The following is a 22,848-nucleotide window of genomic DNA, read 5'->3' on the forward strand; positions in this document are numbered from 1 at the left end:
TTTGTTTTAATGTTGCTATTAGTATGCAAGTATCATTAACAATACTGGAATAGATTTAACCCTATGCTGCCCGCAAAAGCGCCTGTAAAGACCTGCCTAATCAACCTACTAGACGAGTTGGTTGAACATGATGGCTTCGGTAGCCTCAAGGTGGACATACGCCTACTGCGTCGCGGGCAAAAAGAAATCATCATTGATTGCGGCAAACAATACCGCTTTGTCGTAGATTTCCAGCCAGCGCAAGATACTGCAAAGAATAGCCAGTAATTTTTAGATTAGAGTTGATTAATAGAATCAGCTATTAAGGGATTGTTGCTTATAAACAATTTCTTGGTTATCCGACGGTGAGGGTCCGTGGATGTAACTTAGGATGTTGAATGCCAACGCCTTCTCGGGGAAGGGTTAAAGGCATTTCTAACATAAAGGTTTTTGAATTATGTATTCTTCAAAAGGCATTTCCGGAATCTCCCTTGCTCTGTGTATTTTGGCTGCCCCTTCTGCTTACGCCGATGTACATGAAATTTTCCCAGCCACTACCGATGTTTGGGATACTGCAGCGCCATGGGCCGGCCAAGAGCTCTATGATTTTGCTGGGTGGACTTTTATCACAAATACCATAATCAATGGCAGAGTCAGCACACCACGAACCGGCATTTCCGCGCCGGATGATGAAGGCAGCGGGCAAGCTACCCTGATTTCTAATAATAACCACTCGCTGTTCACAGGCGGTGGCTATGGCGGCAACATTTACAGTTGGACAGGCCCAGGCAGCTTTACCGCAACATTGACAGGGACAGGCAGTGTCGGCGATGTATTCGATGTGTATGTCCGCATGTCAACGGTAGGTTTACTACCCACCACTACCATGACGCTTAATGGTGTTGCGGCCACAAGCAGTGTACTTTATTACAATACGCAGGGCTTCATCGCCGACGAACGAGGCATTCTCCAGCCTTCGGCAGAGCAGGAAGTTTACTGGCTCTGGGAAAATGTGAGCAGTGCCGACCTTTATACTTTCGTATGGACCAACACACTGGCGCATGTCAGCCTGGACCAAATTCAACTGGCAACGGTACTTGTCAATCCGACAGTTCCAGTACCTGAGCCCAGCACTTATGCCATGTTAGCTTTAGGCTTGGGCATACTGGCCTATACAGGTCGCCGCTCACGCAAAAGCAAATATAGCAACTAACCTTGCATCAAAAACTGAAGCAAGAAATTGCTAACCCGCGCTCATAGCGGGTTAGCGCTTTTCATATCTATCGGGGTAACAAAATCATGTCTTTTTCCAGCAAAATGGCTGCCATTGCCTTGGCAGCAAGTACTACTTTTGCCACTTCTGCATTTGCAACCAGCAACGTGTGGGATTCCGCGACTCCATGGGATGACGCTCTGGTAGCACAATACGCTGCCTGGGATAACTTTGCATTCGCTATTCACAATGCATCTCCCGAATACGGCACAAATGCCACCCTAACCGAAACCAGCACGCTGTCCTCGGTCACCACCACCAAGAATATTTATAACTATCTTGCTCCCAGCAACTTCATCGCTACCCTGCTTGGAGACGCTACAGTCACAGGCACATTCGACGTATATCTGCGTACAGCCACCACAGGTACATTGTTGAAGACAGAAGCGACTCTGAATGGTGTTGCAGCAACCTTGGTCGAAACTTACATCAACACTGACCGTGGCATTGAACAGGAAGCCTATTGGAAATGGAGCGATGTTTCCGCTTCCGGTATTTATGTTTTCAACTTCGGAGCTGCCGAAACTCATCTGAGCCTAGATCAACTGGCATTGGCCGTAGTGACAGCCGTTCCTGAGCCAAGCACCTACGGCATGCTGGCTATGGGCCTGGGTGTTCTGGGCTTTGCTGCCCGTCGTAGCCGTAAGCAAAGTATCGCTTAACTTACTATTGATGTGATCATAGCTCCCCCACGGGGTAATCAGGCTACAGAACCATTAAAAAGCCTGATTGCCGGGGGATTTTATATCTTGACTATTAAATATGGCCATTTTCTCCACTTCCTCCAGGCTGGCATCTTGCCTATGCCTACTGGCATTGAGCCAGCACCTGTTTGCACAGGAGCAAGAACAGCATAATGCCTTACAGGAGGAGCCTGCTGTAATTGCAGAGGAAGAAAATAACGAAACGCATGATGTCGAAGAAAATGACATCAATGAGAATAAAGCAACAGACTCCGCGCCATCTCAATTGCCTCGCGCGTCCACTCCCCTGCCAGCCGGAACTACCGTGTTGCCTGAAATCGGAGTCAGCGCCGGGAGAATCCGTGACCAGCGCATCAACAAAACCCAATCCATTACCACCGTCACATCGCGTGATCTGGAGAGAACACAAGCAGCGACAATTTTCGAGGCTGTAAGGGATGTTCCTGGCGTTGAAATATCTGGCGGCCCCCGTATTGCTGGGATGTCATTCAACGTCCGTGGTTTTCAGGACAATGCCGATGTCATGATCAAGGTTGACGGCGTACGCAAAAGCTTCGAGAAATATCGTATGGGCGGCACCTTTGTCGACCCGGAACTGCTCAAATCCATTGAAGTACAGCGCGGCCCACAGATTGCCAGCGGCTCGGGCTCGATAGGCGGCACAGTATTGATGGAAACAAAGGATGCTGCAGATTTGCTCCGTCCAGGACAATCAGTTGGAGCCAGGATCAAATTTGGCTATGGCAACAATAATGATGAATACATGCGTTCGTATACAGCCTATGCTCGCCCGCATGAGCGTATTGATATTCTGTACAACTATACCAATCGAAATTCCAACAACTTTATGCTGCCAAAAGGCAGCATTCTCAGTGTTGGAACTGAACCTATCTCCCGTGAACAAGAGCTAAATTTTTCAGAAACATCCTTGGAAACACAACTTGTTAAATTCAGTATTTATCCCACTGACAGTCTGCAATTTACAACGGCATTCATATCATATAAAGATAGTGCGTTAGTGTTATGGGATCAAATCACAACATTGCCTGGCACTTACAATCAAGTATATAGAGACGTTGACGATACAAATTTTACTGAAAATATTAGATTCAACCCAGAAAATATTGACTGGATTGATTTCAAAGTAGTTCTTGGTAAAAGTAAGACCAATGTAATTGACACGATTCCACAGGGATGGAGAGGAAATGTTAATCCATCAGCCGGTAGGCGGTGTGATGGGTTTACTCTTTATAACGCAAATGAAACAATAAATACTACTCCCAGTCTTAATAGTGGCTTTGGCACACAATGCCGCGGAAATAAATATGAAGACTATAGCTTTACTAATACAGCATTAGAGTTTTCTAATAATGCAACGCTCTACAGACATAACGATTTTGGATTAGAGTTATTAGCTGGATTCCAACACAATAAAAATAAGCGTGTGGCCGAAGCATATTTTGATAACCCTGCAGCCACAGCAATTGACTCAATTCCCAGTGGAACACAATCTTTTAATGCAATATATGTACAGCCAAGAGTCGAGTGGGGCAGACTTAGCATCATTCCTGGAGTCCGTTACGATCATTACACAACTGAGGCCGGTGATATTTTGCAAACGCAAATGCGCTTAGATGGTTTAAAAGATGAGATAAAATTTCGTCAGCGTAGTTACAGCTTAGGGATTAACTTCGATTTTATTCCCAATCAATTTTCGTTCTTTGCAAATTATAGTCAAGGCTTCCGCGCACCAATGATGGCACATTACTTTTCAACATCAGGTACTACCTGTAATGAAGACTATATGCCAATCAACCGCCCAGCTGGTATAGCTCCGGTTTGTGGTTCTCTTTATAAACCTCAGCTTTCAGAATCGACTGAAGCAGGATTTAGTTATAGATCCCCTCGTTTTCTGGGGACTGCCGCAGAAGTTGTTTCCAAACTGACTTTTTTCCATATTTTTACAAAAAATACTTTGAGATCCCTGATGGAAACAAGTGATGGTGAAATCCGTCAAGATGGCTGGGAAAGAAGAAACGGTGTGGAAGTAGAGACTGCCGTTGAATTCAAAAAAAACTACGCCAGGATTGGCTATTCACGCAACTCGGGAAAAATGTCAAGTGTTGCATATGATACTAATAGTGTTGGCAACCCTACAAATGCTTATATGTGGGAACATTCAATCACTACAATCCCGGGCAACACCTTGAACATTACATTAGGAACAGGTGCAATAAAGAATATCGATACTTACGTAAGCTACCGTAAAGTCGGAGAGCGTTTGATCGCAGGCGGCCTCAAGCAGGATGGTTATGAAATCTTCAACGCTGGCATACATTACACTATCAGCCAGTATCTAGGCTTACGCCTGATTGGCGAGAACCTAATGAATAAAGCCTACAATTACAACGGTGGTGGCGATTTTGCTGACCAAATGGGCTTGCCTGCAGCGGGGCGCAATATCCGCTTCATTGTTGAAATGACTTATTAATCTCAATCCCCTAGGAGATGCATGATGAACCAATTAGCAATATCAGAACAACAATACCAAGCCTTCCACAATGCCAAGAAGGAACAGAAGCTGCGCAACCGTGAAGCGGCGCAAGCTATCGGCATCAGCGAAGGCCAGGCCATCGCCAATGCAATTGGTCGTGAAACCGTACGCCTCAAGGGGCCGTTCAACGAGATCATTGCTGATGTGCCCAAGCTTGGCCGCGTGATGGCGCTTACCCGCAATGAAAGCACCGTGCATGAGAAAGTCGGCGCCTATGAAAATGTATCGTTCGACCATGTCGGCTTGGTAGTTGGTCCTGATATCGACTTGCGCATTTTCTATTCGCAATGGAAGCATGGCTACGCCGTGACCGAAGAAACCGAAAAAGGCACCCAGCGCAGCCTGCAGTTCTACGACGCTACCGGCACGGCGATCCACAAGATCCACCTCAAGGATTTCAGCAATGTGGATGCCTGGAACGACTTGGTACAAAAATACCGCAGCGACGACCAGACGCCGGGCCAGGAAGTCGAGGCGGCCAAGCCTGCTTCCGCTGAGAAGTCCGACAGTGAAATCGACCAGGAAGGCTTCAAGGCTGCCTGGCTGGCCATGAAAGATACGCACGATTTCTTCATGCTGTTGCGCAAATTCGGCGTTGGCCGTACCCAAGGTTTGCGCTTGGCGCCTAAAGACCATGCATACAAGGTGGATAACAATGCCACCAAGCAAATGCTGGAAGCTGCCGCGGCAGACGGCACCAGCATCATGTGCTTTGTCGGCAATCCGGGCAATATCCAGATCCATACCGGCCCGATCAAGAACGTGAAGGAACTCGGCCCCTGGATCAACGTGCTGGACGAGACGTTCAACCTGCACTTGCGCACCGACCTGATCTTGGAAACCTGGGTTGTCAAAAAGCCGACTGAAGACGGTATCGTGACTTCGCTGGAAGTGTTTAATAAGGATGGCGAAATCATGGCGCAGTTCTTTGGCGAGCGTAAGCCGGGCAAGCCCGAGCTCGAGGCTTGGCGCAACATCGTGGCTCAGCTGCCGACACTGAAATAATCAAAGGAAAGTAATGAAAATCCGCGCCCTGTTGCTTGCTACCGGCTTGATGTTCGGTAGCCATGTTGCTATTGCGGCTGAGAAGCTGCTGACGATAGGTGGTGCCGTGACGGAGATTGTCTATGCCCTGGGCAAGGGCGACGAAGTCATTGCCAATGACATCACCAGCGTCTATCCCCAGGCGGCTGCCGGCAAACCCAAGGTAGGCTATATGCGGACCTTGTCCGCGGAAGGATTGGTGTCTACCGGTGCGACGCTGATCATCGCCGAGGCTGGCGCAGGCCCCCGCAACGTGATCGACCAGGTGCGCAATGCCGGCATCAAGGTGCTGCAGCTGCAGGAAAATTCGCATACCCCACAGCAAGTGGCGGCGGATATCCGTACCATAGGCAAACAGCTCAACGCAAGCAGCACGGAGCAACTCGCCAAGCAATATGAGGCCGCATGGAAAGAGGCGGAAGCCACGCTTGCGAAGCTGCCTGACCATCCCCGCGTCTTGTTTGTCATGAACAATTCCGGGCGCGGCGCCCAGGCGGCCGGCGACGATACTGCAGCATCGGCCGTCATCAAGCTGGTGCATGCCGAGAACGTGATGGCTTCGCAATACAAAGGCTACAGGCCGCTGACCGCCGAAGCGCTGGTGGCAGCCGCGCCCGACGTGATCATCACCACCAACGAGGGCCTCGAAGCCAGCGGCGGTTTGCAGAACTTCCTGAAAACGCCGGGACTCAATATGACGCCCGCAGGCAAGAACAACCGGATTGTCAGCATGGATACGCAATACATTCTCGGATTCACTCCCCGCCTCCCCGCAGCGCTCGTCGAGCTGGGGCAAGCCATTCGCAAGCAATGAACGGAGCGGCACCCTCCTTGCGAATGGCCTTGCCTGCAAGCCGTAGCCTGCAATTACGCAGCCGTGTATTGATCGGTCTGGGCGTGACCCTTTTCATCCTCGTCGTACTGGCGGCAGGCATAGGCGCGGTCAGCATTGCGCCGTTGAACGTCATCAAGCTGCTGACCAGCCCGCCCGGGTCTGCCGCATGGCAATCCATTCCGCAAGAGCACATGCAGCAAGCCATGGTGCTGTGGAATATACGCCTGCCCCGTCTGGCCCTCGGCATACTCACCGGCGCGGCATTGGCGGTATCCGGCGCTGCGATGCAGGCCTTGCTGCGCAACCCGCTGGCAGAGCCCGGCTTGGTAGGCGTTTCGGGTGGAGCGGCCCTGTTTGCAGCGCTTGCCATCGTGCTGGGCGGCGCCTGGATGGCGACATTGCACGATATGATCGGCGAGTTCGCCCTCCCCATCTTCGCTTTTATCGGCAGCCTGATTGCCACTATCCTGATTTTCGTCATTTCAACGCGCCAGGGACGCACCTCGATCGCCCTGATGCTGTTGGCCGGGATTGCCATCAGTTCGCTTTGCGGGGCGCTGATCGGCCTGATGACGTTTATCGCCTCGGACCTGCAGATGCGTTCGCTCAATTTCTGGTCCTTGGGCAGCCTGGGCGCCGCCACCTGGCCGATGGTCACCATGGTGGCCTGCCTGAGCGGCAGTTCCGTCCTCATCCTGCTCAAGCAATCCAGCGCGCTCAATACGCTTGCGCTCGGCGAAGTGCAGGCCAGCCTATTGGGAGTTTCCGTACGCCGCCTCAACCAGGTATGCATCGGCGCGATTGCGCTTGCCGTGGGCGCCGTAGTGTCGGTGACGGGCATCATCGGCTTTATCGGGCTGGTGGCGCCGCACCTAGTACGGCTGGCAATCGGCCCGGACCAGCGCCTGGTCATGCCGGCATCCGCACTGGTAGGCGCCATCCTGGTGCTGCTGTCGGACTTGCTTGCGCGCACGATTGCCGTGCCGACGGAAGTGCCAGTAGGCATCGTCACCGCCCTGCTCGGCGTGCCCTTCTTCCTCGCGCTGCTGTTCCGCATGCGCCGTAAGATCGGTGTATAGGAATATCCATGCTGAAAGTCATCAATACCGGACTCGACATTGGCAGCAAGACATTGCTGCGCGATATCAACTTCACGATTCCCCCGGGGGAGCTGGTGGCGATCTGCGGCCCCAACGGCGCCGGCAAGAGTTCGCTCATCCGCCTGCTGTCCGGGGAATTGAAGCCCAGCCAAGGCGAAGTGCATTGGGACGACAAGCGCCTATCCGAATGGAATTTGCTCAAGCTGGCGCGCCAGCGTGCGCTCATGCAGCAACAGGCTGAAGTGGGCTTTGCCTACACCGCACTGGAAATCATCCTATTGGGGCGTCATCCGCACCATCAAGGTGCAAACCGCCCGCAGGATTACCACATCGCCATGGCGGCCATGCAGGAAGTCGATGCGGCCCATCTGGCCGAACAGGTGTATACCACCCTCTCGGGCGGGGAGCAGGCACGCGTACAGATGGCGCGCGTACTGGCCCAGATATGGGAGCCAGGCGCAGGCCCCAGGCTGCTCCTGCTTGACGAACCCACTGCTGCACTGGATCCGCGCCAGCAGCACCGCATCCTCGAGATCGCCCGCAAATGGGCGGACAAGGGCGATGTCGCAGTAGTCGCCATCGTGCACGACCTCAACCTCGCAGCACAATATGCCGACCGCATTGCCTTGCTGCGCGACGGCAGACTGCAAGCGATTGACCGGGTAGAAGCCATCATGACGCCCGCCATGGTCGAAGCCTGCTTCGATCTGCCCTGCATACTGCTCAACCACCCGGATGGCGGCACGCCCATGATCGCCGCACGCCGGCACCATTCCCAATGGAGGAAGCGAGATGAGCACACTCAAGACCGTTGAAATCAAGGCATTCGTGCCAGCCAAGGATTTCAAGCTTTCCCAGCAGTTCTACCAAGATATCGGCTTCGAGAAGCGTTCTGAAGGCGGCGGCATCGCCTATTTTTGTTATGAACATTGCGCTTTCCTGCTGCAGGATTTCTACGTACAGCCTTACGCAGACAATTTCATGATGCATTTGCTGGTGGAAGATGCGGATGCCTGGCATGAGCGTATCCGGCAGTCCGGCATAGCCGAGAAATACGGCAGTAAAATCTCAGAAGTGACCGACCAGCCATGGCGTATGCGCGATTTTGTCTTCACCGACCCGAGCGGAGTGCTCTGGCGCATCGGCCATAATATCTAGCCAACTCTCCTGGCCTGTTCCTTGCTTGATAAGCAATGTGTGACATTGCAATCTGCAAGAAAGGAATGGTGCCTCATGAAAAGCTTCTGGACATTATGCTGTATCGCCGGCCTCAATCTCCTCAGCACATCGGCCATCGCCGCCTCCGAGCAACAACTGCAAGTCGAGCCGGTGCTGCGCAGCGTCAAGGCCTGGGATGGCAAGAACTACGCCAATTACCCGGGCGGCAAGCCGGAGCTGAGCGTGCTGCGCTTTACCATTCCGCCCAACACTTCCCTGCCATGGCATAGCAATCCCGTGCCCAACGTCGCCTATATACTTTCCGGTGAAATCACCGTGGAAAAGCATGGCACCGGCGAAACATTGCACCTTGGCCCAGGGCAGGCGCTCCCCGAAATGGTGCATGCCGTGCACCGTGGTTATACAGGCAATAGCCCTGCAGTATTGATTGTGTTCTATGCGGGCGGCGAAGGCATTCCGTTACTGGAAGAGCAATAATCAGTCATGCAAGCCCCGGGAGCTTTGTTAGGCGCTAGCGCTATTCCAGCCAGATGAGGCTCGCCATGCGGCCTGTAGCCTGGTCGCGGCGGAAGGAGAAAAAACGCCCGGCATCATGATAAGTGCATAGGCCTCCGCCGTAGGTTTTTGTCACGCCAGCATTTGCCAAACGCTGCCGCCCGAGCTGGAAAATATCGCCCAGCCATTTTCCGTTAGATGCAGGCTTGAAAGCCTGTTCAGCCTTTGCGTCCCGCGCAATGAATGCCGCCCTCACCTCGTCACCTACCTCGAAGGCATCAGGCCCGATGGCTGGGCCCAGCCAGGCCAGCAAGTCGCTGCCAGGCTTGTCCATTTCGGCTACCGTCGCCTCTATCACGCCATCCAGCAGGCTGCGCCAGCCCGCATGCACGGCGGCCACGACGGTGCCAGCCTTATCGCAGATCAGGACGGGCAAGCAGTCCGCCGTCATGACGGCACACACAGTGTGGCGGGTGCGGGCGAAAGCGGCATCGGCGTCCGGCACGCAGCTGGCAGTGCCTGCATCCACCACCGTGATGCCATGCACCTGGTTGAGCCATACCGGCTCTGTGGGCACGTAGCGATTCAGGCGTTGGCGGTTGGCCGCAACGTCCAGCGGAGCATCATCGACATGCATCCCCAGGTTCAGGCTATCGTAAGGGGCCTTGCTGATACCGCCCACACGCGTGGTTTGCAGCGCCTTGACATTGGCCGGTGCAGGCCAGTCGGGAATGATCAGCTCTTGGTCATTCAGCATCCTCGTCCTCCTCGAACCAGTCATCCCCTTCTTCATCGTCATACTCATAGGCGAATTCGTCGTCATCGACGTAGAACGCATCCGCCTCTTCCGGCGGCACGTTCTCGGCGCGGATCGCTTCCAGCAGCACCTTCATGTCGGCGGCAAGCTCGACTTGCCACTCCATCGGTTCGCCGGTCGCCGGATGCTTGAGCCCGAGCCGGATGGCATGCAACGCCTGGCGCTTGAAATCGAGCAATACGCTCCTGAGATTGTCGGAGATATGGCGTAGCGGCAGAATACCGCGTATGCCGTAGACCGGATCGCCGACAATCGGTGCCTTGAGGTGCTGCATGTGCACGCGAATCTGGTGCGTGCGTCCGGTTTCGAGCAGGCAGCGCATATAGGTATGCACGGAAAAACGGTCCAGCACTTCATAATGGGTGACTGCGGGCTTGCCCATGCGGTTCACGGCCATCTTGGTACGGGCGTGCGGATGACGGCCGATAGGCTGGTCTACCTTGCCGTTGCGCCACACCTGCCCCCAGACGATGGTGCGATACTCACGCTTGACGGTGCGCGCCTGCAATTGCCTCACCAGGTTCGTTTGCGCAGCCAGCGTCTTGGCAACGACCAGCAGGCCGCTGGTATCCTTGTCCAATCGGTGCACGATGCCGGCCCTGGGCACATCCTTAAGCTGTGGCGCATGGTAGAGCAAGGCATTGAGCAAGGTGCCGCTCCAGTTGCCTGCCGCGGGGTGCACCACCAGCCCGGCAGGCTTGTTGATCACCAGAATATGCTCGTCCTCGAACACCACGTCCAGGGGGATGTTCTCGGGCTCGAAAGCCAATGCCTCCGGCGCCGCTTGCGGCGTGATTTGCACTTGCTCCCCGCCCCACACCTTGAATTTGGCTGTGGGGGTTTCTTCGGCGATGGTGACCAGCCCATCCTTGATCCAGCCCTGTATGCGCGAACGCGAATGTTCAGGCATCAGGCGTTGCAGCGCCTGGTCCAGGCGCATGCCTCCAAGCTCCTGGGTAATTGTGAGAGTAATAGGCGTTGCGGTGTTGCTCATCGGTTATAATCAATCATTATGCGCTGCGCCAAGGCGGCGGCATTGTGTTAAACGGCACCCACAACCTTAATCATGGATTTTTGTAAATGAAGCATAGTTTAGCGTTAATTGCAGTACTCTGGCTCACAGGCTGCGCGATTTTCGGCTCGCCGACGGAGCTGGATGAAACGAAGGGCTGGCCGGTGCAGCGTATCTATGCCGCTGCAACGGAAAACATGACCACCCGCGACTATGAAAAAGCCATCAAGTATTTCCAGATCCTGGAATCCCGTTATCCGCATGGCCGCTATGCCACCCAGTCACAGCTTGAAGTGATTTACGCGCATTACAAGAAAAACGATCCTGCCGCCACGATGGCTGCGGCAGACCGCTTCATCAAGCTGCACCCCAACCACCCGAATGTGGACTACGCCTACTACATGAAGGGCTTGGCCACCTTCAACGAACGCGGCGTCATCGAGAAACTCACCAAGCAGCAAATCAGCGACCGCGACCCGAAATCGTTGCGCGAATCCTTCCTTGCCCTCAAGGAGCTGGTGAACCGCTTCCCCAACAGCCGCTATGTCAAGGACGCCACCTTGCGCATGAGCTACCTGGTGAATTCACTCGCCCAGCATGAGCTGCACGTCGCCCGCTACTATATGAAGCGCCAGGCCTACGTGGCTGCGGCCAACCGCTGCAAATATGTCATGGAGTTCTACCCCGACACGCCCCATATCGAGGAAGCCTTGGTGATCCTGATCAGCGCCTACGACGCCATGAACATGGACGACCTGCGCGACGACACCAAGCGCGTGCTGGCGCAGAACTACCCCAACAGTCCCATGCTCGGCAACAACGTTCCCAAGGACGAACGCGTCTGGTGGAAGTTCTGGGAAAGCCTGCTGTAGGGCAGCTAACAAAACGCTCCCAGCGTTGTTTCCCTGCCTTGCCGCACTCTGCTTTTACTGCCTGCGGCAAAGCGCCTAGACAAGTCTCTTCGCTAAGTTTTGTCAGGTGCTTTTAATACGTTCACATAAAAACTTGGCCGGGCATTGCCCGGCCAATGATTCGCTAACTCTGTTTCCTAGCAGACGTTCAATCTACTTCTTGGTTGCTGCCGGCTTTCTGACATTCCGTGCATTTGCCACCACGCCAGGCTTTTTCTTCACCTTGCGCCCTTTATCCTCGTTCTTCCGTGCATTCAAGGCGGCACGTTCCGCAGTCTTGCGCCTGCGCATGCTCACGATGCCCTCCCCCTGCTTGCGCTCTTCCGGCTCGGCAAAAGGATTGTTGCCTTGGTTGAACTGCACCCGCAGCGGCGTGCCGGTCAACTGGAACGCCTTGCGGAATATACCGGCAAGGTAACGCCTGTAACTGTCCTTGATGCCATCCACATGGTTGCCGTGGATGACCACGATAGGCGGGTTGCTACCCCCTTGGTGCGCATAACGCAGCTTAGGGCGTATGCCCTTGCTGATCGGCGGCTGGTGCTGCATGGTCGCATCCTCGAGCACGCGGGTCAGTTGCGGGGTTGAAAGCTTGGCCATGGCAGCCTTATAGGCGCCATCGACGGAGCTGAACAGTTCGCCCAAGCCTTTCTTGCGCAATGCGGAAATATAGTGGAACTTGGCAAAATCGAGGAATTGCAGCTTGCGGTCGATCTCGCGCTTGATCCACTCGCGCTTGTCCTCTTCGAGGCCATCCCACTTGTTCACGGCCACCACCAGGGCGCGGCCGCTGTCCAGGATGTAGGCCGACACGTGCGCATCCTGCTCGGTGATCCCTTCCTGCGCATCGACGACGAGAATGGCGACATTCGCCTCCTCGATCGCCTGCATGGTCTTGATCACGGAAAATTTCTCCACCGCCTCGAACACCTTGCCGCGCTTGCGCACGCCTGCCGTGTCGATAATGGTGTAATGCTTGCCGTTGCGCTCGAGGTCCAGGTAGATCGAGTCGCGGGTGGTGCCGGGCTGGTCGAATGCAATGACGCGCTCCTCGCCGAGCAATGCATTGACCAAGGTGGACTTGCCTACATTCGGGCGGCCCACGATCGCCACCTTGGGTACCTGGTTTGCCTTGGCTTCTTCTTCCTCATCCGGCTCAGGGAAGTTTTCCAGGGCCAGCTCTACAAGGTCGCGCACGCCCTCGCCATGGGCCGAGGAAATAGACAAGGGATCGCCCAGGCCAAGTTCGTGGAACTCGGCACTGGCAATCGCGCGCTGCATGCCTTCCGTCTTGTTGACGGCCAATAGGATAGGGCGCTGGCTCTTGCGCAGACGCTCGGCAATCACCTTGTCTTGCGGCGCCAGGCCGTTACGTCCGTCCACCAGGAAAATCACCACGTCAGCCTCATCGATCGCCAGCAATGTCTGGCGCGCCATTTCCTTGAGGATGCCGCTATCCACCAATGGCTCGAAACCGCCGGTATCGACGACCAGGTAGGGTTTGCTTCCGACCACGCCGCGGCCATAGTGCCGGTCGCGCGTCAGCCCCGGCAGGTCTGCCACCAGGGCATCGCGGGTTTTGGTCAGACGGTTGAACAGGGTCGACTTGCCCACATTGGGCCGGCCTACGAGGACGATGGTCGGCAGCATCATTGCGGAACTACTGAAACAGCATACAGGCCGCCCTTGCGGGTCTGGACCAGGAAACCATTGGTGCCGATCGCAACCGGCTGAGGCATGATGGCGCCTTTTTCCGTTTGCAATCTGGCAACGAAATTACCTTCATCCCTGTCCATGAAATGGATATAGCCCTCGACATCGCCCACGGCCACCACGCCGCCCATAGGCAGCGGCGCGCTCAGCAGGCGGTTCTTGAGATCGGGCTGGCGCCAGAAAGTACGACCGCTTGAATAATCAAGCGCAAACACGGCGCCGGACGCATGCGAGACATAGACGCGGGCTTCTTCCGCGCCCAGGCCAGTATAGCTCGAAATATCACGGTTCCAGGTGACCCGGCCGGTGGTACGCTCGACGGCCGCCACCCGGCCTTGATAGGCCACTGCGTATACTAGCGGGCCATCCACGACCGGCAGGCTGGTAATGTCGGCAATACGCTCCAGCTCGGTCGTCCCCTTGGGCAGGGCTACCGAGGCTTCCCACAACGTCTTGCCATCATCGGCCCGCAATGCGACAAGCTTGCCGCCCGCAAAACCCGCATAGACAGCGCCATCGGCGATGGTCACACCCGCACTGCTGCGCAGGGTCAAAGTAGGTGTGGCACGCTCGTACACCCATTTGCGCGCACCGTCCTTGGCGTTCAGGCCAAATATCCGGCTATCGCCGCAACGCACCACCACCACGCCGTTATCCACTTGCGGAGCGCTCAAGACCTCGCTGCTGACCTTGGACTTCCACAACAGCTTGCCGTCGAGGTCATATGCCAATACATAGCCCTTGGGCGTCCCGACCAACACCAATTGGTTACCCACGCCGACACCACCCGTCAAGGGTTCCCCGGCATTGATCTTCCAGACCTGCTTGCCGCTGATGGCATCAAACCTGGCAATTTCGCCATTGCCGCTTGCGGCATAGACAGCGCCTTCAGACGATGCCGGAATAAAATCCGCCAGGCCCGACTCACCCAGTTTGGCAGACCAGACTATCCTCGGCTTCAAGGTGGGCTTGAAATCGACCAGCTCTGCTGGCGGATCCGCCTGGTCACGCCCGAACATGCGTTCGGATATATCGGTCTTGAGGTCGGTAATCGTAGTGCAACCGCCCAATACCAGGGTAGCGGCGACCAGCAATGAAATTGAACGCAAACTTAGCTCCACTTATTAAGCTTTAATCACTTAGCTGCCGAGTGCTTCCAGCTTGTGCTCGGTATATTTGTAGTAGTCGCCTTGCATATCCAGCTTGGCAAGCGCATCCTTGTAAGCGGCCTTGGCATCGTCGGTCTTGCCTTGCGCCACGAGTACATCGCCCTTCAGGTCGGCAAACAATCCGGCATAGCCTTCGTCATGCTTTTCAGACAAAGTCTTCAGCGCCTCGTCGTAGGCTTTTTCCTCGTACTGGATCGAAGCCAGCTGCAGCAATGCAATCGCCCGCACCGCATCTTCCTTGGCATTCTTCGCAGCCCATGTCAACTGGGACTTGGCGCTTTCGAGGTCCTGCTCCTGGTAGTTGAGCTTGGCCACGGCCACGGCTGCGCGGCCCGCGTATGGCGTAGAGGAGTATTTATCGATCAGCTCGGCAGACAGCGCGCGGATCTTGGCGGCATCCTTGATATCGGTATTGGCCATGTTCTGGTATTGCACGGAAGCAGCCGCGGATTGCTGGTGCTGGTAGTACTTCCAGCCTTCATAGCCGCCAAAGCCGACCAGGGCGATTGCCGCCACGCCGGCCACGAGATTGCCATTGCGCTTCCACCAGCTCTTGAGTGCATCCAGCTGATCCTGTTCTTCCAAATCGTATGCCATGCTCTTTCCTAAAATTACGCAGCCAAGGACTTGCGTCCAGGGATAGAATTCAACAAATTACGGGTATAGTCCTGGGTCGGCGAATCGTAAATACTCTCCACCTTCCCCTGTTCCACGATGCGCCCCTTGTACATAACGGCGACATCATCCGCGATATGACGCACCACGCGCAGGTCATGGCTGATGAAGATATAGCTCAGCTCCATTTCCTGCTGCAGGCTTTGCAACAACAACAAAATCTGCGCCTGGATCGATACATCCAGCGCAGAAACCGGCTCATCGCACACCACGACCTTGGGCTGCAGCACGAGCGCCCGGGCAATCCCGATACGCTGGCGCTGGCCGCCGGAAAACTGGTGGGGATATTTATTCATGTCGGCAGCACTCAGCCCTACCCGCTCCAGCATCTGCACGACCTTGTCCTGCTGCTCTTGTGGTGTGCCGATTTCGTGAATCACCAGCCCTTCCGCCACAATGTCGCGCACTTTCATGCGCGGGTTGAGCGAGGCGAACGGGTCTTGGAAAATCATCTGCAAGTGCCGGCGTTCACGCCGCAAGGCGTTGCCCGAGAATCCTGCCAGGTTATTGCCCTGAAAAATAACTTCGCCGCTGTCCAGGGGCTGCAATTGTAACAGACAACGCGCCAAAGTGGATTTGCCGCTGCCGGACTCACCCACGACCGCCAGCGTGTTGCCAGTACGCAATGAAATGCTGACGTCATCCAGCGCCTTGACCTTGGTGCTGCCAAAACCGAAACGCCCGCTACGCTGGGTATAGGTTTTGTTGAGTCCGCGGGCAAGCAGGATATATTGGTCCGGTGCGGTGCTCATCAGGCGGCTCCTGCCTGCAACCAGGCATAATCGATAGGTTTGAGCGGCTTCTTGCCGTCGGCATCGGGCACGCAGTCAAGCAAGGCGCGGGTATAGGGGTGTTGCGGATTTTGCAGCACTGTCTGCACCGGCCCTGATTCCACGATCTCGCCGCGGAACATGACCACGACGTTGTCCGCAATATCGGCCACCACGCCGAAATCGTGCGTGATGAACAGCATACCCATGTGCATGCGCGTCTTGAGGTCGTCCAGCAACTTGAGGATTTGCGCCTGCACCGTCACATCGAGTGCAGTCGTCGGTTCATCGGCAATCAGCATGGCAGGCTCGCACGCAATGCTCATGGCGATCATGACGCGTTGGCGCTGGCCGCCGGACAATTCGTCCGGATAACTGCCGGCGCGTTCGGGCGGGATACCCACCTGCTGCAACAAGCCGGCAACGCGCGCCTTGAGGGCTGCGCCACTCAGCTTGAGGTGCTGCGCCAGGCTTTCGCCTATCTGGTAGCCGACAGTCAAGACGGGATTGAGCGAAGTCATGGGCTCCTGGAAAATCATGCCGATTTCCCTGCCGCGGATTTTCTGCAGCTGGGCATGACTGGACTGCGCAATATCGCGGCCCTTGAAATGGATGCTGCCGCTGTTCAACTGCAATTGATCCGAGAGCAAGCCCATGACGGCCAACGCCGTCAGGCTTTTACCGCTTCCGGACTCGCCCACGATGCAAGTGGTCTTGCCGGCTTCCAGCGCAAAGGAAACATGTTTGACCAGCAAACGCTCGGGCTCGGCCCTGGGAGCAATGGTCAGATTTTCAATGCGCAGCAGTTCGGTCATGTATGCAATGCCTCTATGGCCTGGGACAGGGACATTCTGCGTTGCTCGCCACTTTCGCGCAATGGTTTCAGGCAAACCTCGCCGGCGGCGACCTCATCGTCGCCCAGAATCAAGGCGTAAGGGGCGCCACTCTGGTCGGCTTTCTTCATTTGCGACTTGAAACTGCCGCCCCCCGCATGCAGGTTCACGTTCAAGCCGCTGTCCCGCAAGGCTTCCGCAATAGGCAAGGCAGCCTTGCCCGCCGCATCGCCGACATTCACTAGGTAGACATCGGGGCTGTGAACCACTTCAATGCCGCACTCCTGCATCAGCAGGAACACGCGCTCCAGGCCGATACCGAAGCCGCACGCCGGGGTTTCCTTGCCACCCAGGCTCTGCACCAGGGTGTCGTAGCGGCCGCCGCCAGCAATGGTGCCTTGGCTGCCCAGCTTGTCCGTAACCCATTCGAACACGGTACGGTTGTAGTAATCCAGGCCGCGCACCAAGCGGGTATTCAATAGCCACTTGACGCCGAGCTGCTCGAGCCGGCTGGTGACCCCGTCGAAATGCGCACGGCTTTCCTCGCCGAGGCTATCCAGCAATTTAGGAGCGGCTTCGATCATGGCCTGCATCGCCGGGTTCTTGCTGTCGAGTATGCGCAAAGGATTGGCATGCAGGCGCCGCTTGGCGTCATCATCCAGGATGTCCGCATGCTGCTCGAAATAACGGATCAGCACCTGGCGATATTCGGCTCGTTCCGATGCATCGCCAATGGTGTTCAGTTGCAGCTCGACCGCGTCCGCCACGCCGAGTTCGCGCCAAAGCCTTGCCAGCATGGCAATCTGCTCGGCATCGACATCCGGCCCAGTATAGCCGAACGCTTCGGCGCCGATCTGGTGAAACTGGCGCTGGCGGCCCTTCTGCACGTTCTCATGCCGGAACATCGGCCCAATGTACCATAGGCGCTGCGGCCCATTGTAAGTCAGGCTGTGCTCGACCACGGCACGCACGCATCCGGCCGTGCCCTCGGGACGCAAGGTCAGGCGGTCGCCGTTGAGCTTGTCCTCCCAGGAATACATTTCCTTTTCGACGATATCGGTGTGCTCGCCTACGCCGCGGATGAAAAGCTCGGTCGGCTCGACGATAGGCAGGCGGATATTGCGGTAGCCGTACTGCGCCAGGACGCGCCTGGCACCGTCTTCCAGCCGCTGCCAAAGCGCGGTATCCGCTGGCAGGATGTCGTAGAAACCCTTGATGCTTTGAAACTTATCGGACATAGATGCTTGATTCAGTGTTATTTTCTAGATTGCCTTGAGCGGGATAGTTTTCAGGCCCTTGCCCGTATCCTGATGACGCAAGCGCCCGCCCTCGGCATAGTTGACGCGCACGTATTCTTCCACGATCACCTTGAAGTCGTCGGCGATGCCCTCGCCCTTGAGGGTCACGGTTTTCTCGCCATCGACGTAGACGGGAGCGACAGGCACCTCCCCCGTTCCCGGCAGGCTGATGCCGATGTTTGCGAGCTTGGATTCGCCGGGGCCGTTGACAACGCAGCCCATCACGGCCACGCTCATGTTCTCCACTCCGGGATACTGGCTGCGCCAGACCGGCATTTGGTCACGCAGGTAGCGCTGGATTTTCTGCGCCAGCTCCTGGAAAAACGTGGAAGTCGTTCGCCCGCATCCGGGGCAAGCCGTTACCAAAGGAGTAAATGAGCGTATGCCCATGGTTTGCAGGATCTCTTGCGCCACCACCACTTCTTTGGTGCGTGGCTCGCCCGGTTCCGGCGTCAGTGAAACACGGATGGTGTCGCCGATACCTTCCTGCAACAGCACCGACAAGGCGGCAGTAGACGCCACAATCCCCTTGGAGCCCATGCCGGCCTCGGTCAGCCCAAGGTGCAATGGATAATCGCAGCGGCTGCCCAGGTCGCGGTATACCTTGATCAGGTCCTGCACGGCGCTCACCTTGCAGGAAATGATGATACGGTCGCTGGGCAAGCCGAGCTCTTCCGCTTCGGCTGCATTCTCCAGCGCTGACTGGATCAGCATCTCGCGCATCAAGGCATCCGCCGTCAACGGGGCGGCACGCTTTGAGTTTTCATCCATCATGCGCGCCATCTTGGCCTGGTCCAGGCTGCCCCAGTTGACGCCGATGCGCACGGGCTTGTTGTAGTCAATCGCCGCCTTGATCATGGCGGAAAACTGCTCGTCGCGCTTGGAGCCCTTGCCCACGTTGCCCGGGTTGATGCGGTATTTCGCCAACGCTTCCGCGCAATCGGGATACTGCGCCAGCAAGCGGTGGCCATTGAAGTGGAAATCGCCCACCAATGGAACGCTGCAGCCCATATCGTCAAGCTGGCGCCGGATGGTGCCCACTTGCGCGGCGGCCTCCGGCGAGTTCACGGTAATGCGCACGACCTCCGAGCCCGCGCGCCAGAGCTCATGCACCTGCTGCACCGTGGCTGCGGCATCAGCGGTATCGGTATTGGTCATGGACTGCACCACCACCGGGGCACTGCTGCCCACCGGGACATGGCCGATCATCACGGTCTTGGTGGCGCGCCGGCTGAGAGTCTGATAATCCAAGCTCTACTCCAGTGTCAGACGGGCCACGTTGACCTTGGTATATGGCCCAAGGTCAACCGGGTTGTTGTTGTATTCAAGCTTGGTGCCGGTGATATTGCCGATCACGATCCTGAACGGCGGCCTGCCAGCAATGACTTCCTCACTGTTGGCGGCCAAGGTCTTGTTCACGATTTGCTTGCCGCTACCATCCGCAATGCTGATCCAAGTCGCTTCATTGACTGAAAACTTGAGGCGTGCCTCCCCTGCGGCTGGCTGAGCTTGGGCATTCTCACTCGCTGCTGTCTGCGGAGCCGGAGTAGGCGGGGTTGTAGGAGCCGATGATTCTGCCTGGGATTGTGCCCCAGTAGACGGCGCGGGCACAGGTTGCAGCGGCGCTGCAGGCGCTTCTGGCGAGGTTGGCGGTACAGGATCAGGCACGGCAAGGTTTTCCACTACACGCTCGTCAGAAGCTACGTCCTCGTTACCCAGCATGTCGGCAACAGGCGCTTCTGGCAATCCGGCGCTGGGATCGTGCTTCTGGAAAAAGTCGACGTAGAGCACCCAGCCCGCCAGTAACACGACAAGCAGTATCCCAAACCAGACATAGGGCCGCCATGACATGCCGGCTTCCCCGGAAATCACGATATTCGCCGAGGGAATACTGATCGCCTGGCTATCCTGCACGGGCACATATTGGCTGTAAACGCGCAACAGAGGAGCCGCGTCGATATTGACCAGGCGAGCGTAGTTGCGAATGAAGCCCCGCGTGATCACAGCTTCAGGCAGCGCAGCGAAGTCGTCATTTTCCAGTGCATGGACCTGACGGAGGCTGAGACGCAGGCGGGTGGCGATATCCTCCGCCCCCAGAGCGAGGTTTTCCCGCGCGGCGACCAAGGCTGGCCCGATACGGTCGATATAGGATGGCGCTGCTTGTAATTCCTGTTCAGGAGAATTTTGCTCGCTCATTATTACTGTCCTGACAATAATTGTTTTGTCTGCTCGGAGTTGGGGAACTTCCTCCTCAGCTGCAAGGCATAGCTGGCTTCGCTGTCACGGTCCCTGGCTTTACGCGCGAGCTTGATGCCCAACCAAAGCATATCGGCGGTGGGACTATTGCTCTCCAATGCCGGATTCAAGTAATTGCGCGCAGCTTCATATTCTCCCCGGCTGTGGGCAATTACCGCCAATTGATAGCCAGCCTGGAATAGTTGCGGCTGTAGTTGCAAGGCATGCTGCAAATAAAGCTCGGCCTGCTTGATATCATTCTTGCGCAATAGGCAGGTGCCGGCGTTCATGTAGGCCACGCCTGGCGTGACGTAGAGCGGGTTCTTTACCGCTTCGGTAAACTGGGTAATGGATTCGTCGATACGGTTGCGCGCGCAGAGAAAGCTGCCGTAGTTATTGCGGGTTTCCGAGCTTTTCGGATCAAGCTGCAACGCCTTGCGGAATGCCGTGTCGGCCTTCTCGTCTTCCCGCAGGGTGCCGTAAACCAGGCCCAGCCCGTTGTACGCAGGGGCATAGAAAGGATTGATCTGCGCGGCAAGCTCGAACTCCTCCAGTGCTACCGCAATCTGGTTCTGGGCATAATAACCCGCACCCAGCTCGGTATGCACACGGGCACGCTCGCGGCTTGCCTCGTTATCCTGCTTGGTTTCAGTGGCAGCACATGCAACAAGCAGCAACCCGGCGGCCATCACCAGGCATTTCCTCACGCAATGGCCTCCACCTTGATGCGGCGCAACGAGCGCTTGGTCTTGTCGTGCACCTTGCCGGCCAGCTGGCCGCAGGCTGCGTCGATATCCTCGCCGCGCGTCTTGCGTGTCGTGACAATATAGCCCGCCTGCATGAGGATATCGCGGAAGCGGCGGATATTGTCCGGCTTGGAAGTGCCGTAGCCGCTATTGGGGAATGGATTGAACGGGATCAGGTTGAACTTGCATGGCACGTCCTTGACGATATCCAGCAACTGCTTGGCATGCTCGACCGTATCGTTGACGCCATCCAACATCACATATTCGAAGGTGACGAAATCGCGCGGCGCTTTTTCCAGGTAGCGCTGGCAAGCCGCCATCAGCTGTGCAATCGGGTATTTGCGGTTGATCGGCACGATCTCGTCACGCAATGCGTCATTGGGAGCATGCAGGGAAACGGCCAGCGCCACGGGGCATTCATCACGCAACCTGTCCATCGCCGGCACCATGCCCGAGGTGGACAAGGTCACGCGGCGGCGACTCAAGCCGTAGGCCGAGTCGTCCAGCATGATGTTCATGGCCGTCACTACATTGTCGAAATTGGCAAGCGGCTCGCCCATGCCCATCATCACCACATTGCTGATGATGCGTTCCCCCTTGGGATCGCGCCCAAGCGCCTTGTTTGCCACCCATAGCTGCCCGATGATCTCGGATACGCTGAGGTTGCGGTTGAAACCCTGGCGTCCTGTCGAGCAGAACGTGCAATCCAGCGCACACCCGACCTGCGAGGAAACGCACAACGTGCCGCGCTCGTCCTCGGGGATGAACACGGTTTCAACGCCATTGCCTGCGCCTACGTCAATCAACCACTTGCGCGTACCGTCTTCCGATATTTGCTCGAGATGAACTGACGGAGGCGTAATCACGGCCTCCTTGGCGAGCTTTTCACGCAACGCCTTGGCAATATCGGTCATATCCCCGAACTCGTTCACGCCAAAATGATGCATCCAGCGCATCATCTGTTTGGCGCGAAACGGCTTCTCGCCAATACTCTGGAAGTATTCAGCGAGCGCTGCCTGGTTGAGATTGAGGAGATTGACCGTCATGCGCTATACCTTAGCGGCTGTAAACGTTGGATTGTGCGAAGAAATATGCAATTTCGTTCGCAGCGTTTTCCAGGGAGTCGGAACCGTGCACGGCGTTGGCGTCGATGCTGTCGGCAAAGTCGGCGCGGATAGTGCCAGCATCGGCCTTCTTCGGGTCGGTAGCGCCCATCAGCACACGGTGCTTGAGCACGGCATTTTCGCCTTCCAGCACTTGCACAACGACAGGGCCGGAGATCATGAACTTGACCAGATCGTTAAAGAAAGGACGCTCTTTGTGAACAGCGTAGAAACCCTCAGCATCAGCCTGAGACAGTTGCACCAGCTTGGAAGCGATGATCTTGAGGCCGGCATCTTCAAAACGGGTGTAGATCTTGCCGATCACGTTCTTGGCAACTGCATCGGGTTTGATAATGGATAGGGTACGTTCAACAGCCATGATGACTCCAAAGATAATTATTTG

At 56.1% G+C, this 22,848-nt stretch carries 24 protein-coding genes; 11 read left to right on the top strand and 13 right to left on the bottom strand.

Annotation, left to right across the window (positions count from 1 at the left end; genetic code table 11):
- Positions 1-63 precede the first annotated feature (63 nt).
- The 10 genes from ACW4YW_RS14795 to ACW4YW_RS14840 all read left to right on the top strand — a co-directional run bounded on the left by ACW4YW_RS14795 (position 64) and on the right by ACW4YW_RS14840 (position 9,145).
- On the top strand, positions 64-267 hold the full coding sequence (locus tag ACW4YW_RS14795) for a hypothetical protein (RefSeq protein ID WP_457138250.1): 204 nt from the start codon (positions 64-66) through the stop codon (positions 265-267).
- Between the two features lie 169 nt (positions 268-436).
- Positions 437-1,192, top strand: a complete 756-nt coding sequence (locus tag ACW4YW_RS14800; protein ID WP_457138251.1) for a PEP-CTERM sorting domain-containing protein — start codon at positions 437-439, stop codon at positions 1,190-1,192.
- Between the two features lie 86 nt (positions 1,193-1,278).
- The gene (locus ACW4YW_RS14805; protein ID WP_457138252.1) at positions 1,279-1,914 is read left to right on the top strand and encodes a PEP-CTERM sorting domain-containing protein; all 636 of its coding nucleotides are present in this window, start codon (positions 1,279-1,281) and stop codon (positions 1,912-1,914) included.
- A 154-nt stretch (positions 1,915-2,068) separates the two neighbouring features.
- Positions 2,069-4,447: a TonB-dependent receptor domain-containing protein gene (locus ACW4YW_RS14810; protein WP_457138253.1), complete on the top strand. Its 2,379-nt coding sequence runs from the start codon at positions 2,069-2,071 to the stop codon at positions 4,445-4,447.
- A 21-nt stretch (positions 4,448-4,468) separates the two neighbouring features.
- The gene (locus ACW4YW_RS14815; RefSeq protein WP_457138254.1) at positions 4,469-5,515 is read left to right on the top strand and encodes a hemin-degrading factor; all 1,047 of its coding nucleotides are present in this window, start codon (positions 4,469-4,471) and stop codon (positions 5,513-5,515) included.
- A gap of 13 nt (positions 5,516-5,528) precedes the next feature.
- Positions 5,529-6,368, top strand: a complete 840-nt coding sequence (locus ACW4YW_RS14820; protein ID WP_457138255.1) for a heme/hemin ABC transporter substrate-binding protein — start codon at positions 5,529-5,531, stop codon at positions 6,366-6,368.
- A 23-nt stretch (positions 6,369-6,391) separates the two neighbouring features.
- A complete protein-coding gene (locus ACW4YW_RS14825; RefSeq protein ID WP_457138256.1) occupies positions 6,392-7,468 on the top strand; it encodes a FecCD family ABC transporter permease in 1,077 nt (358 codons plus the stop codon).
- A gap of 20 nt (positions 7,469-7,488) precedes the next feature.
- Positions 7,489-8,304, top strand: a complete 816-nt coding sequence (locus tag ACW4YW_RS14830; protein ID WP_457138377.1) for a heme ABC transporter ATP-binding protein — start codon at positions 7,489-7,491, stop codon at positions 8,302-8,304.
- Complete coding sequence (locus tag ACW4YW_RS14835) at positions 8,282-8,647, top strand: VOC family protein (protein WP_309565419.1); 366 nt, start codon at positions 8,282-8,284, stop codon at positions 8,645-8,647. The genes ACW4YW_RS14830 and ACW4YW_RS14835 overlap by 23 nt, the downstream gene beginning before the upstream one ends.
- 75 nt (positions 8,648-8,722) lie before the next feature.
- On the top strand, positions 8,723-9,145 hold the full coding sequence (locus ACW4YW_RS14840) for a cupin domain-containing protein (RefSeq protein ID WP_457138257.1): 423 nt from the start codon (positions 8,723-8,725) through the stop codon (positions 9,143-9,145).
- A gap of 40 nt (positions 9,146-9,185) precedes the next feature.
- Here the strand turns inward: ACW4YW_RS14840 and pgeF are convergent, their stop codons facing one another.
- Complete coding sequence (gene pgeF / locus ACW4YW_RS14845; protein ID WP_457138258.1) at positions 9,186-9,920, bottom strand: peptidoglycan editing factor PgeF; 735 nt, start codon at positions 9,918-9,920, stop codon at positions 9,186-9,188.
- Positions 9,910-10,974, bottom strand: coding sequence for a 23S rRNA pseudouridine(1911/1915/1917) synthase RluD (gene rluD, locus ACW4YW_RS14850; RefSeq protein WP_457138259.1), 1,065 nt, complete (start codon positions 10,972-10,974; stop codon positions 9,910-9,912). The genes pgeF and rluD overlap by 11 nt, the downstream gene beginning before the upstream one ends.
- An 86-nt stretch (positions 10,975-11,060) precedes the next feature.
- Here rluD and ACW4YW_RS14855 point away from each other — a divergent pair, with 86 nt between their 5' ends.
- Positions 11,061-11,864: an outer membrane protein assembly factor BamD gene (locus tag ACW4YW_RS14855; protein WP_457138260.1), complete on the top strand. Its 804-nt coding sequence runs from the start codon at positions 11,061-11,063 to the stop codon at positions 11,862-11,864.
- Between the two features lie 192 nt (positions 11,865-12,056).
- On the opposite strand, the gene der is transcribed toward ACW4YW_RS14855, so the two are convergent.
- Genes der through ndk form a run of 11 tightly spaced genes read right to left on the bottom strand, consistent with a single transcriptional unit; the run spans position 12,057 to position 22,824 of the window.
- On the bottom strand, positions 12,057-13,553 hold the full coding sequence (gene der / locus ACW4YW_RS14860) for a ribosome biogenesis GTPase Der (RefSeq protein ID WP_457138378.1): 1,497 nt from the start codon (positions 13,551-13,553) through the stop codon (positions 12,057-12,059).
- Positions 13,553-14,725 carry an outer membrane protein assembly factor BamB gene (gene bamB / locus ACW4YW_RS14865; RefSeq protein WP_457138261.1) on the bottom strand — a complete coding sequence of 391 codons (1,173 nt, stop codon included), beginning with the start codon at positions 14,723-14,725 and terminating at the stop codon, positions 13,553-13,555. Before bamB ends, der begins: the two co-directional genes overlap by 1 nt.
- 30 nt (positions 14,726-14,755) lie before the next feature.
- Positions 14,756-15,382 (bottom strand): YfgM family protein, encoded by a 627-nt coding sequence (locus tag ACW4YW_RS14870; protein WP_457138262.1) that lies wholly within the window; start codon positions 15,380-15,382, stop codon positions 14,756-14,758.
- Positions 15,383-15,396: 14 nt separating this feature from the next.
- The gene (locus ACW4YW_RS14875) at positions 15,397-16,212 is read right to left on the bottom strand and encodes an ATP-binding cassette domain-containing protein (RefSeq protein WP_457138263.1); all 816 of its coding nucleotides are present in this window, start codon (positions 16,210-16,212) and stop codon (positions 15,397-15,399) included.
- Positions 16,212-17,045, bottom strand: a complete 834-nt coding sequence (locus tag ACW4YW_RS14880; protein ID WP_457138264.1) for an ATP-binding cassette domain-containing protein — start codon at positions 17,043-17,045, stop codon at positions 16,212-16,214. Before ACW4YW_RS14880 ends, ACW4YW_RS14875 begins: the two co-directional genes overlap by 1 nt.
- The gene (gene hisS, locus ACW4YW_RS14885; RefSeq protein ID WP_457138265.1) at positions 17,042-18,301 is read right to left on the bottom strand and encodes a histidine--tRNA ligase; all 1,260 of its coding nucleotides are present in this window, start codon (positions 18,299-18,301) and stop codon (positions 17,042-17,044) included. The genes ACW4YW_RS14880 and hisS overlap by 4 nt, the downstream gene beginning before the upstream one ends.
- A gap of 24 nt (positions 18,302-18,325) precedes the next feature.
- Positions 18,326-19,612 (bottom strand): flavodoxin-dependent (E)-4-hydroxy-3-methylbut-2-enyl-diphosphate synthase, encoded by a 1,287-nt coding sequence (gene ispG / locus ACW4YW_RS14890; RefSeq protein ID WP_457138266.1) that lies wholly within the window; start codon positions 19,610-19,612, stop codon positions 18,326-18,328.
- A gap of 3 nt (positions 19,613-19,615) precedes the next feature.
- Positions 19,616-20,557: a helix-turn-helix domain-containing protein gene (locus ACW4YW_RS14895; protein WP_457138267.1), complete on the bottom strand. Its 942-nt coding sequence runs from the start codon at positions 20,555-20,557 to the stop codon at positions 19,616-19,618.
- A 2-nt stretch (positions 20,558-20,559) separates the two neighbouring features.
- Positions 20,560-21,303, bottom strand: coding sequence for a type IV pilus biogenesis/stability protein PilW (pilW, locus tag ACW4YW_RS14900; RefSeq protein ID WP_457138268.1), 744 nt, complete (start codon positions 21,301-21,303; stop codon positions 20,560-20,562).
- Positions 21,300-22,388, bottom strand: coding sequence for a 23S rRNA (adenine(2503)-C(2))-methyltransferase RlmN (gene rlmN, locus ACW4YW_RS14905; protein ID WP_457138269.1), 1,089 nt, complete (start codon positions 22,386-22,388; stop codon positions 21,300-21,302). The genes pilW and rlmN overlap by 4 nt, the downstream gene beginning before the upstream one ends.
- 10 nt (positions 22,389-22,398) lie before the next feature.
- A complete protein-coding gene (gene ndk / locus ACW4YW_RS14910) occupies positions 22,399-22,824 on the bottom strand; it encodes a nucleoside-diphosphate kinase (RefSeq protein ID WP_457138270.1) in 426 nt (141 codons plus the stop codon).
- Positions 22,825-22,848: the final 24 nt, after the last annotated feature.

This window comes from Methylobacillus pratensis (assembly GCF_054072455.1).